The organism is Methylobacterium hispanicum (assembly GCF_022179285.1).
In the GTDB taxonomy this organism is placed as follows: Bacteria; Pseudomonadota; Alphaproteobacteria; order Rhizobiales; family Beijerinckiaceae; genus Methylobacterium; species Methylobacterium hispanicum.
This window is the reverse complement of the sequence record NZ_BPQO01000026.1, coordinates 88,708-100,045: the sequence shown is the minus strand read 5'-3', so window position 1 is coordinate 100,045 and position 11,338 is coordinate 88,708. Positions and strand designations below refer to the sequence as shown.

10 protein-coding genes are annotated in these 11,338 nt (G+C 74.4%); 6 read left to right on the top strand and 4 right to left on the bottom strand.

The window, feature by feature from the left end:
* The first annotated feature begins 689 nt into the window (after positions 1–689).
* Together MFF56_RS24515 and MFF56_RS24510 are read left to right on the top strand one after the other, a co-directional pair.
* Positions 690–2,720 (top strand): M23 family metallopeptidase, encoded by a 2,031-nt coding sequence (locus MFF56_RS24515; protein ID WP_066925452.1) that lies wholly within the window; start codon positions 690–692, stop codon positions 2,718–2,720.
* A 227-nt stretch (positions 2,721–2,947) separates the two neighbouring features.
* Positions 2,948–4,087: a PAS domain-containing protein gene (locus MFF56_RS24510; RefSeq protein ID WP_066925455.1), complete on the top strand. Its 1,140-nt coding sequence runs from the start codon at positions 2,948–2,950 to the stop codon at positions 4,085–4,087.
* Here the strand turns inward: MFF56_RS24510 and gluQRS are convergent.
* The 3 genes from gluQRS to MFF56_RS24495 are packed head-to-tail and all read right to left on the bottom strand — an operon-like array spanning position 4,033 to position 6,136.
* Complete coding sequence (gene gluQRS / locus MFF56_RS24505; RefSeq protein ID WP_238231476.1) at positions 4,033–4,902, bottom strand: tRNA glutamyl-Q(34) synthetase GluQRS; 870 nt, start codon at positions 4,900–4,902, stop codon at positions 4,033–4,035. The two genes, MFF56_RS24510 and gluQRS, sit on opposite strands and share 55 nt — an antisense overlap.
* Positions 4,899–5,183 (bottom strand): hypothetical protein, encoded by a 285-nt coding sequence (locus tag MFF56_RS24500; protein ID WP_373324166.1) that lies wholly within the window; start codon positions 5,181–5,183, stop codon positions 4,899–4,901. Before MFF56_RS24500 ends, gluQRS begins: the two co-directional genes overlap by 4 nt.
* Before the next feature lie 56 nt (positions 5,184–5,239).
* Positions 5,240–6,136 (bottom strand): LysR family transcriptional regulator, encoded by an 897-nt coding sequence (locus tag MFF56_RS24495; RefSeq protein WP_066922079.1) that lies wholly within the window; start codon positions 6,134–6,136, stop codon positions 5,240–5,242.
* Between the two features lie 115 nt (positions 6,137–6,251).
* Here MFF56_RS24495 and MFF56_RS24490 point away from each other — a divergent pair, with 115 nt between their 5' ends.
* The 3 genes from MFF56_RS24490 (at position 6,252) to MFF56_RS24480 (ending at position 8,030) form a co-directional block, all read left to right on the top strand.
* Positions 6,252–6,698, top strand: coding sequence for a DMT family transporter (locus MFF56_RS24490; protein ID WP_066922078.1), 447 nt, complete (start codon positions 6,252–6,254; stop codon positions 6,696–6,698).
* 374 nt (positions 6,699–7,072) lie between these two features.
* Positions 7,073–7,765 (top strand): recombinase family protein, encoded by a 693-nt coding sequence (locus MFF56_RS24485; RefSeq protein ID WP_066922077.1) that lies wholly within the window; start codon positions 7,073–7,075, stop codon positions 7,763–7,765.
* A 70-nt stretch (positions 7,766–7,835) separates the two neighbouring features.
* Positions 7,836–8,030, top strand: coding sequence for a hypothetical protein (locus MFF56_RS24480; RefSeq protein WP_156453696.1), 195 nt, complete (start codon positions 7,836–7,838; stop codon positions 8,028–8,030).
* Between the two features lie 162 nt (positions 8,031–8,192).
* Here the strand turns inward: MFF56_RS24480 and MFF56_RS24475 are convergent, their stop codons facing one another.
* A complete protein-coding gene (locus MFF56_RS24475) occupies positions 8,193–10,241 on the bottom strand; it encodes an ATP-binding protein (RefSeq protein WP_238231474.1) in 2,049 nt (682 codons plus the stop codon).
* Positions 10,242–10,468: 227 nt separating this feature from the next.
* On the opposite strand from MFF56_RS24475, the gene trpA reads away from it, so the two are divergent.
* Positions 10,469–11,314: a tryptophan synthase subunit alpha gene (gene trpA, locus MFF56_RS24470; protein ID WP_066923930.1), complete on the top strand. Its 846-nt coding sequence runs from the start codon at positions 10,469–10,471 to the stop codon at positions 11,312–11,314.
* Positions 11,315–11,338 lie beyond the last annotated feature (24 nt).

The window sequence follows — 11,338 nt, the reverse complement described above, 5'->3', positions numbered from 1 at the left end:
ACAAGGCCGACACAAACCCGAGACCGCAAGGACGACGCCGCCCACGCTTCTCTTTCTCAGATCAACTTGTCAAAGAGCGCCAGGACGCACCCGGAGGCGGCACCTGGATCCAGGGCAAACCCCGGAGAAACCGTATCCGGCCAGCGGCGGAACCCGGGATATCCACCCCGGAACCCGCTTGCCTGCCTGGAGGAATCGTGCTACCGACCTGCCCTTAGGAGAGGTCCGTCTCAGCGGTGGAGGGCGTTTAGAGCCCGCCGGATCCCCTGTCAACCCCGCTTCTCGTGGCCGCCGCAGCGGCCGGATCGTCGGTGCAGACACCCTCAGCCGACAACGACAGCGGACCACCCGGCCTACGCCAGATCGCCCACCCAAGCTGTCGGAAGAAGCGTCGGCGCCCGGGTCGCTCTCGCGGCCGGCGCCGATGAGCGCTGTCTACGCAAGCCCAGCCGCCCCGTCAACACCCGATACGACGAACACGCGAAAAACCTGCAACAGGCCTGTGACGGGCGCCAACGCGACCCCTCGCGAATCAAGCCACGTTCGCTCGTGGAAGGCGCACCCTCGGGCCTCAATCTCGACACGCTGGCACTCGACATGGTCAGGATACGAGCAGCCGCCGCGACGGTCGCGACGCGCCCGGGGTGGCTGCTTCGCATTCTTCTCGGCCCATTCAGGGGATCGTTCGCGTGACGCGTGACCGCGTGAAGATCGGTGTGACCGGCGCAGCGGCGTCCGGTCAGGGATTCGATCCGCCGCTCGACCTCCTCGGCCCGGAGGCGTCGCGCATCGACCGGCGCGCCGTGAACCTCCGGTGGCTCTGCGCCAGCGCGCTCACGGGGCTTTCCGGCGCGGGCCTGATCTTCGCGGCGCTGCACGTCTCGCTCCAGGGCGAGGCCTCCTTCGCGGCGATCCCCGAGATCGCGACGGTGAGCCAGCGGCCCCAGGCGAGCGAGGGCGGCACCAACGTCGCGCGCAAGGGCGACCGGCTGGTCCGCAGCGTGATGATCGCCTCGGCCAAGCAGAGCTACCGCGCGCCCGTCACGGTGAAGCTCGGCGATCGGGAGATCATCAAGGCCAAGCCGTTCGTCCGCCTCACCGCGGGTCTGTCGCAGAGCGTCGGGCTCTACGCCAGCGACATCCCGCCCTTCGACCCGACGAAGTTCGTCTCCGACGAGCCCGCCGACCGGGCGAGCGAGCCGAGCGCCGCCGACGCGCCCGGCGCCGAAGTCACGGTGGTCAAACGCATCCTCGCGGAGGCGCCGGTCGATCCGAACGCGCCGGCCCTCGGGGACGACGCCGTCACCGCGCAGGTCGAGGAGGAGCGCCGCGCCGCCGCAGAGGCGGGCCGCCGCGCCGCGATCCCGATCGCGCCCCAGATCCTGCTCTCGCGCACCTTGCAGCCCAGCACGCCGGCGGCCGACGCGGCCGTGCCCGGCCGCGACGGGAACCCGTTCCGGGCGATCGAGGTGCTGGTCGTGCCCGAGAACGTGACGAAGCTCGCCAAAACGGAACTGCGCACGGGCGAGGCGCCCCTCGTGGAGGAGCGTGACCTCGCGCTCGGCCGCGGCGAGACCCTGGAAGCTGCCCTGCGCGCCACGGGTTTCGCCAGCGACGAGCAGATCCGCGGCGTCGTCACGGCGCTCGGGGGCCGGCCCCGCGTCGGCGCCCTCACCGAAGGACAGCGCCTGCGGGTGCAGATCGCCCCGGGCGCCCGGCCGGCCGATCCACGGCAGGTGACCCGCGTCGTTCTCTACGGGGAGAACGGAATCGAGGGGATCGCGGCGATCAACGACCGGGCGGCCTTCGTCTCCGTCGCGCCCCCGCGGGAGGATACGCCCTCGCGCAAGCCGCAGGCCCAGGCGGAGGCGAGCGAGGACGAGGAGGACGACGGCACCGGCCCGAGGCTCTACCAGAGCCTCTACGAGACGGCCGCGCGCCACGAGCTGCCGCGCGCCACCGTCGAGGACATCGTCCGGGTGTTCAGCTACGACCTCGACTTCCAGCGCCGGATCGGCGGCGGCGACAGCCTCGACGTGTTCTACACCTACGACGAGGATGCCGGACAGAGCCCCGAGCGGCCCGACCTCCTCTACGCCGCGCTCAACCTCGGCGGCGAGGCGCGCAAGATCTACCGCTTCCAGTCCCCCGACGACGGCGCGATCGACTACCTCGACGAGCAGGGCCGCTCGCTGAAGAAGTTCCTGATCCGCAAGCCCATCGCGGACGGCATCATGCGCTCCGGCTTCGGCTACCGGCGTCACCCGGTGCTCGGCTACGCCAAGCTCCACACGGGCGTCGACTGGTCGAACCCGATCGGCACGCCGATCGTGGCGGCCGGCAACGGCACGGTGATCAAGGCCGAGTGGGATTCGGGCTACGGGCGGCGCGTCGAGATCCAGCACCTCAACGGCTACGTCACCACCTACAACCACATGTCGCGGTTCGGCCGCGGCGTCAGCGCGGGCACGCGGGTGCGGCAGGGGCAGGTCATCGGCTATGTCGGCTCCACCGGCCTCTCGACCGGCGCGCACCTGCACTACGAGGTGATCATCAACGGCCACTTCGTCGATCCGATGAAGATCCGCGTGCCGCGCGGGCGCGAGCTCGACGGCCGCCTGCTCGCCGAGTTCAAGCGCCAGCGCGACCAGATCGAGGCCGAGATGCAGAAGGGCAAGACCGCGACCGCGCTCGCCCAGCGCGAGACGGCGGTGCGGTAGGAGTGGGCCGGGAATCCGCCGGCCCGGAGATCACTACACCCTAAAGGTGTATCAGCCGGACGATATCATCCGAAGATTGCGGACAGGCGCACAAGTTTCGTCTTCCTAGGCAGTTCGCCCCCTGTACGGCTAGCACAGGTAATTGACAGGCCCCGTGCCTCGGGAATGATCCGTTCCGGCGCGCGCGGTTCCGCGGTGCCCGACCGATCGCAGCACTGGACGACCGCATGACGCGGCCCGACGCCCCCGACGGAGGGCAGCCGACACCCGAGCCTGCGGCCCTTCCCTTCGCGGCGGCCATGCAGGCCGCGCGCCTGCCGATGACGATCACCGACCCGCACCGCCTCGACAACCCGATCGTCTTCGCCAACGACGCCTTCCTGCGCCTCACCGGTTACGCGCGCAGCGAGGTCGAGGGGCGCAACTGCCGCTTCCTGCAGGGCGCGGGCACCGATCCGGACGCGGCCGCGCGCATCGGGCACGCCCTGCGCGCGGGCCGCGACATCGGCCTCGACATCCTGAACTACCGCAAGGACGGCACCCCGTTCTGGAACGCCCTCGCGATCAGTCCGGTCTTCGGCGGGGCCGGCAGCGTGCAGTACTTCGTCGCCACCCAGACCGACATCACGGAGCGCCTGCACGACCTCCAGGCTCGGACCACGCTCCTGCACGAGGTCGATCACCGGGTGAAGAACACGCTGCAGATGATCGCCGCCCTGGTGGCGACGCAGATGTCGGGCGTCCCGGCCGGGGCCGCGCGCGAGACGCTCGCGGCGACGCTCCGGCGGATCGAGACGCTGGGGACCCTGCACCGGCGGCTGCACCAGTCGGACGACGTCGCCCAGGTGGCGATCGCCGACGTCGTCGCCGACATCGTGGCGGACCTCCTGGGCGCCGCCGGGCGGCCGGACGTGGCGGTGACGCTCGATCTCGCGCCGCTGCGCCTGCCCGCCGAGGCGGCGGCGCCCGTGGCGCTGATCGTCAACGAACTCGTCACGAACGCGCTCAAGCACGCCTTCCCAGCCCGGCCCGGCCGGCTCACGGTGCGCCTCGGCCGGGACGGCGACCGGGAGATCGTCGAGGTGGCGGACGACGGGCCCGGCATGCCGGCGACCGCGCCGGAGGGGACCGCGCCGGAGGGGACCGCCTTCGGCACGACCATCGTGCGGATGCTGGCGCGCCAGCTCCGCGCCGGGCTGGACTGGGTTCCGGCCGCGCCCCAGGGCACCCGCGTGATCCTCTCCCTGCCGGCGCGTCGGCCGGAGGAGGCCGCGGCGAGGACCACGGACCAGCGCGCCGGCCAGGCCGCCCTTCAGGCCGCGGGGAAGCCGAGCGACACGCGCAGCGCGGCGGCCGCGACGCCCTGAGCCCGCAGGTCGGCGAGCGCGGTGGAGCCGCGCGACTTGGCGAGCTTGCCCCCGTCGGTGTCCCGGATCAGGCCGTGATGGTGGTAGCGCGGGCTCGGCAGGCCGAGCAGGCGCTGCAGCAGGACGTGCAGGTCGGTCGCCGCCTCGAGATCCTGCCCGCGGACTACGTGGGTGATGCCCTGCGCCGCGTCGTCGTGCACGACCGCGAGATGGTAGCTCGTCGGCACATCGCGCCGGGCGATCACCGCGTCGCCCCAGCGCGCCGGGTCGGCGCCGACCCGGCGCTCCGCGCTGCCGGGGTCGAAGGCCGCGTAGCCGTGGGGGCCGGGGGCACGGCGCAGCGCCCGGCCCATGTCGATGCGCCAGGTATGGGCCGCGCCCGCGGCGACGCGCGCCCGGGCCGCCGCCGGATCGAGGCCGCGGCAGGTGCCCGGATAGAGCGGGGCGCCGTCGGGATCGCGCGGCGCGTCGGCCCGGGCCGCCGCCCGCTCGCGGATCTCGCCGCGCGAGCAGAAGCACGGGTAGAGGAGGCCGGCCGCCGCGAGCCCGTCGCGCGCTGCGGCGTAGTCCGCCATGTGCTCGGATTGCCGGCGGACCGGGCCGGACCAGGGCACGCCGAGCCAGGCCAGATCCGCGACGATCGCCGCAGCCAGCTCGGGCCGCGAGCGCACGGGGTCGATGTCCTCGATCCGGAGCGAGAGGCGGCCGCCGAGCTGCCGGGCGATCGCGGCGTTGAGCAGCGCCGAGTAGGCGTGGCCGCGGTGCAGGCGCCCGTTCGGGCTCGGCGCGAAGCGAAGATGGGCCGGCGCGCTCACCCCTCGCGGCGCTGGCAGCGCATCGCGCCGGGCGTGCAGGCGATGCCGGGCAGCGAGCAGGCCGGGCCGTCGGCCAAGCGCTGGCAGACCCGGCAGCCGTCACCCCATTCGAGGCAGGTCGCGTCGTCGGCGGGCGAGACCGAGGGCTCCGGCCGGGCGGCCGGCAGCAGGGCCCCGAGCAGCACCGTCGCCACGGTGAGCCCGACGATGCCCCAGGCCGCGAGCGCGCCACGGTCGCGGCCCGAATCCGGCTGCATGGTCTGTGCGGTCGACTGTGCCATGCGGTCCTGTTCGCCGGGCGCCACGCTCCTGTCAACGCGCGTCGTGCGGGGCGTCGTCACGCCCGCGTGCCGGGCGCGTCCCGCTCGGCCTCCAGCAGGGCGACAAGGCGCTCGGCGAGCCGCTCCGGCGGTCGTCCCGCGGGGCGCAGCAGCATCGTGACGATGGAGAGGGCCGGGCCGAACGGGCGCAGCACGACCGGCAACCCGCCGAGCGCCCGGGCCGCCAGAGGATCGACCACGGCGAGGCCGAGCCCCTCGGCCACGAGACCGCAGCGCGCCAGCGTGTACTGGGCCGTGTGGACGAAGCGCGGCGCGAGGCCCGCCCGCGCGAACCGCTCCTCGACCGCCTGCTGGAAGGCGCCGGCCGCCCCCGCGATCAGGGGCTCGCCCGCAAGGTCCTGCACGGTAATCGTCCGCCGGCCGGCGAGCGTGTGCCGCCGCGGCAGGACGCAGACCGCATCGACGGCCAGGAAGGGCTCGGCGGTCACGCCGGCGATGCCCGCGCGGGGCCGGGCAAGGCCGAGATCGCACCGGCCGGAGGCGACCCAGGACCAGATCGTGTCCGGGCTCGGGACGTGGACCGCGACGCGGGCGCCGGGACTCTCCGCACAGAGGCGCCGGACGGCGCGCGGCAGCAGGCCTCCGGCGAGCGCGGGCTGGCAGGCGACGCGCAGCGGCCCGGTGCCGGTCTCGCGGATCTGCCGCGCGGCGTCCCGGAGATGGTCGAGCCCGGCCCAGCTCCGCTCCACCTCGCGGGCGAAGGCCTCGCCCTCCCGGGTCGGCAGCGCGCTGCCGTGCCCGCGCAGGAAGAGCGGGAAGCCGAGATCAGCCTCGAGCTGGGCGACCGCGCGGCTCACATGGGGCTGGCCGATCCCGAGCGCGGCCGCGGCCCGGCTCATCCCGCCGTAGCGCAGGACCGCGCGGAAGAGGTCGATATGGGCCGGGTTCATCATGCCCGATCTGCATGGAAACACGGAGATCGGGCATTTGACGGCATGGCCGCGCGGTGGTTGTCAAGGACCCTCGCGGCGCCCCCCGGACGGCGCCCAACCGGACGACCAGGCCCCGATGCCCGCACTCCTGCTCTCCTACGCCCTCGCCGTCGCGGCCGGCGTCAGCATCGTGGTTCAGCAGGCGCTGAACACGAACCTGCGCGTCGCCCTCGACTCCGTCGCCTGGGCCGGCGTCGTCAGCTACGCGGTCGGCCTCGCCTGCATGGGGCTGTTCGCCCTCGCGCTCGGGGATCCGGCTCCCGCGGCGAGCCTCGCGGCGCGCCTGCCCTGGTGGGCCTGGAGCGGCGGCCTGTTCGGCGCGCTCTTCATCGGGCTGGCGGTCCTGCTCGTGCCGCAGATCGGAGCGGCGACCTTCATCGCGCTCCTCGTCGCCGGACAGATGCTCGCCTCGCTCGCCTTCGATCATTTCGGCTGGATGGGCCTCGCCCGGCAGCCGATCGACCCGACGCGCCTCGTCGGCGCGGCCCTGCTCGTCGGCGGCGTGATCCTGATCCGCCGCTGACTGCGCTGCGGCCCGTGCCGGCCGCGCGGAGAGCCGTCGGAGCATCCCGACGGCGGCCCTTCGTCGGCCGGCAGCCACCGTCGCTTCGGGGTGGAAAGCGGTTGCTCCGCGGCTGGGCGCCGTCGAGCGCATCCGGGACGCAGACCGGGACGCAGACCGGGACGCAGACCAAGCCGGAAACGTCGGGAGCAGCGGCGCGGAGTCTCGACGTCCCGCCACATCGAGGGGCGCCCGGACGGCGTCCCAATAGGAATGTTGCTTCATATTGAGCGTCCCGCAATTGTCGTAGAGTACGAAAATTGCGGGCTTGGCGCGTAGGCCATGCCCGGCACGTGGCCGTGAGCCCGGTCGATCCGCACTGTGATGCAGCAGGTATGCTTCAGCTGAACTTCGTCTCCTACCTCTCCGTCGAGGCCAGCGAGCAGACGAGTCCCAGGGCCGCGCTGGCCGCCCAGCGCGCGGCCGTCGCCGCCCATCTGTCGGAATGCGGCGGCCACCTGATCGCGGAGATGCGCGAGATCCGCCGCGGGGATGCCCCCGGCCCGAGCGCGGTGCTGGACGATGCCCTTGCCCTGTGCCGGCAGCACGGCGCCGTGCTGCTCGTGGCCGGGCTGGTCCGGCTGGCGCGGGATCAAGCCTTCCTCACGACCCTGCGCCGCGACCTCGCGCGCCTCGGCGTGCGCCTTGCCGTGACCAGCATGCCCGAGGCGAACGAGGGCACGATCGGGATCCTGGCGGCCCTCGCCGCCCATGCGGCGCCCGTCGCGGACAAGGACCGCGCCGCGCGCAGGCGGGACTTCCTCGTTCGCCTCGGCGAGCGGCAGCGCCGGGCAGGCGAGAAACCGGGCGACCGACGCGTCCTGCCGGCTCCGATCTGCAAACCTCGGACGATGGAGCGTGCCCTGAGCGTCGCCCCGGTCCTGGCGGAGATCCGCGCCGCGGGAGCCGCCACGTTCGAACAGGTGGCGCACGCCTTGAACGAGCTGGGCGTGCCGAGCGCGCGCGGCGATCGCTGGTATCCGGCGCAGGTGCGCCGGGTGGAGAAACGGATCGCCTCCGTTGCCTGAGGAGGTGCCCTGGTTCGGCGGGCTGAGCCCGCTCCGCCCACCTTCCTGACGGATCCGGGTGCAGCGCACGATGCGGGAGATCTCTCACAACACGGATCACGGCCTCTTCACCCTGACGGTCTCGGCGGCCTTTCGCCCGACCGGATGGTACATGTGGCTGATCTGTCGGGACGGCCGTCCCTTCCAGCGTGGCGAGCGCTCTTTCCGCACGGAGCAGAGGGCGCGGATGGATGGCATCGCCGCGATGGAGCGTCTGCTGCGGTGACCCGGGCCGATCCCGGCGGCCGGGGCCGCCCGGCCGCGGGACCCGCAGCGGTGCCCGAGGCGCGGTCGGACGGGATTCCTGCGGCCGGAAGCGGCCCCGCGCCGGTCGGGCCGATCGGGCCCCGGATCGCCCGATCCAACCCGCGGCGGAGGGCCCCGCCGCCTACGCCGCCCGCTCGAGGAGCGCCGGCAGCGCCCTGAGGTTCAGGGGCTTGGCCAGGAAGCCGTCGAAACCCGCCGCGAGCGCCGCCCGCTCGTCCTCCCGGCCGACATTGGCGGTGAGCGCGACGAGGTGCAGGCGCCCGCCCGAGCGCGCGCCCGAGGCGGCCTCGGCCGCGCGGATGCGCCGGGCGGTCTCGTGGCCGTCGAGGCCGGGCATGCGCACGTCGATGAGGGCGAGATCGAAGGGCCCCGCATCGTCGAGCCGGGCGAGCGCCTCCAGCCCGTCGGCGGCGTGCACCACCTCGGCGCCGAGCCGTTCGAGCGCGCGCGTGGCGAGCAGCGCGTTGATCGGGTTGTCCTCGGCGAGAAGCACCCGGCGGGCGGGGGCCGCCCGGGCCGCGGCGGGGCCCGCCGGCGCGGGTGGCGCCTCGGCCGGGCTCGGGGCGAGCAGGCGGTCGAGGAGCGAGCGGGCGCGCACGGGCTTGATCAGGTAGCTGTCGAAGCCCGCGGCCGCCGGCGCCCCGAAGGCGCGCCGGTCGAAGGGCGAGAGCAGGATCAGGCAGCAGCGCACGCCGGCGAGCCGCGCCGCGTCGGCCAGGCGGCGCACGGCCGCGTCGCCGAGGGCCCGGTCGGCGATGAGCGCGTCGAAGGCGCCCTCCGCGCGGGCGAGCGCCGCGAGCCCGGCCTCCAGGCTCCCGGCCTGCACGGCGGGCGCCCCCGCCCGCTCCAGCATGCGGGCGAGAGAGGGCGCCTGGAAGGGCGAGTCGGCCACGATCAGCACCCGGCGGCCGGCCAGCGCCGCCCCGGGCTCCGCACCGGGGGCCGCACCGGGAGCCGCTTCCCCCGGGACGGCGGCGAGCGGCAGCAGGGCCCGGAAGGTCGAGCCCGTGCCCGGATCGGAGACGGCCTCCACCCGGCCGCCCATCCGCGCCGCGAGGCGGCGGGTGATGGCGAGCCCGAGGCCCGTGCCCTCGTGCGGGCGGCTTGCGCTGTCGTCGCCCTGCTCGAACTCCTCGAAGAGCCGCGGCAGCCGGTCCTCCGGGATGCCCGGCCCGGTATCGGAGACCGCGAGGCAGATCCCCTCCGGGGTCCGGCTCACCGAGAGGCCGACGCCGCCCGCCTCCGTGAACTTCACGGCGTTGCCCGCGAGGTTGATGAGGATCTGGCGCACCCGGTCCGCGTCGCCCCGGACCTGGGCGGGCACGTCCCCGGCGACGTCGAGGGCGATCTCGATGCCCTTGTCCTGGGCGCGCGGCGCCAGCAGCTCCACCACGCCCTCGGCGAGCGACGCGAGCCCGAAGGGCTCGTCGGCGAGGTCGAGCCGGCCCGCCTCGATGCGGGAGAAGTCGAGGATGCCGTCGATGAGCCCGAGCAGCGCCTTGCCGCTGGTGCGCACCGCCTCGACATAGGTCCGCTGCTCGGCGTCGAGCCCGGTGTCGAGCACGAGGTCGGTCATGCCCAGGATGCCGTTGAGCGGCGTGCGGAACTCGTGGCTGACGGTGGCGAGGAAGCGGGATTTGGCGACGTTGGCGGCTTCCGCGCGGGCGAGCGCCCCGTCGAGGGAGCGCACCGCCTCGACCCGGCCGGTGATGTCGGTGCCCGCGCAGAGCACCTGCGGGGCCTCCCCCGCCGGGCCGCCGACCGGCATCTCCACGAGGGCGAACCAGCGCGCCCGTCCGTCCGCGTCCCGGATCCGCCGCTCGGAGCGGCGCACCCCGTCGGCGTCCGTACCGGACGACCCCTGCTCGATCACCTCGGGCTCCGCGGTCGAGCCGACCAGGGCGAGCGGATCGCGGCCGAGGAGCCGCGCGTAGCCCTCGCTCGCGAAGGTGATGCGGCCCAGCGCGTCGCGCTGCACGATGACGTCCGTGGTCGCGGCGACGAGCGCCCGGTAGCGCTCCTCGCTCTCGGCGATGCGCCGGATGCGCGCGTGCAGCGCCTCGGCGGAGGGCGCCTCGGGCCGGGGCCGGCGGCTCAGCGCCTGCCCGCCGAGCAGGCCGGCCCCCAGCCCGAGGAGGAGCAGGAGGCCGGCGAGGAGGAGGTCTTGCATGCGGGCTATCCGGGCCGGCCGCACGGAAGCCCGCGCGGCGGCGAGCGTGCCGCGCGATCCCTGAAGGCTCCGTCAGCGAAGGCGCTTAACCGGAGCTTGCGGCGATCCGCGAGACCGGCCCGCGCTTCACGGGCCGGCCCCGATGGTGTAGGCGCGGCGGCTCGACCCCGCCCGCGGGGCCCTCCTTCCCGGAGGATCCCCGAGGCCCGAACCGACAGCCACCGACCATGCCGAGCCGCATCGACGCCACCTTCGCCCGCTGCCGCGCGGAAGGCCGGGCCGCCCTCGTCACCTACGTGATGGCGGGCGACCCCGACCCCGAGACCTCCCTGAAGGTGCTGGAAGCGCTGCCGCGAGCCGGCGCCGACATCGTCGAGTTCGGCCTGCCCTTCACCGACCCAATGGCGGACGGCCCGGCGATCCAGGCGGCGGGCCTGCGCGCGCTGAAGGGCGGCCAGGGCGTGGCCCGGACGCTGGAGCTCGTCACGCGCTTTCGCGCGGGCAACGCCGACACGCCCGTGATCCTGATGGGCTACTACAACCCGATCCACACCTATGGCGTCGACCGCTTCCTCGACGACGCGGTGGCGGCCGGGATCGACGGGCTGATCGTGGTCGACCTGCCGCCGGAGGAGGACGAGGAGCTCTGCCTGCCGGCGCTCGCCAAGGGGCTGGCCTTCATCCGGCTCGCGACGCCCACCACCGACGACGCGCGCCTGCCGGCCGTCCTCGCGAACACGGCGGGCTTCGTCTACTACGTGTCGATCACCGGCATCACCGGCACGGCGACGCCCGATTTCGGGCGGGTCGCCGAGGCCGTCTCCCGGATCGGCCGCCACACCGACCTGCCGGTGGTGGTGGGCTTCGGCGTGAAGACCGGCGCGCACGCCGCCGCCATCGCGAAGGGCGCGGATGGCGTGGTGGTGGGCTCGGCGCTCGTCGATGCCCTGCACCGCTCCCTCGACGGGGAGGGCCGCGCGCAAGGGGGCACCGTCGAGGCGGTGGCCGGGCTGGTGCGGGAGCTCGCCGCGGGCGTGCGAACCGCCGAGCGCCCGGCCGAGCGCCGCCGCTGACCCTGGCGCGGGCCGCGCGGCACA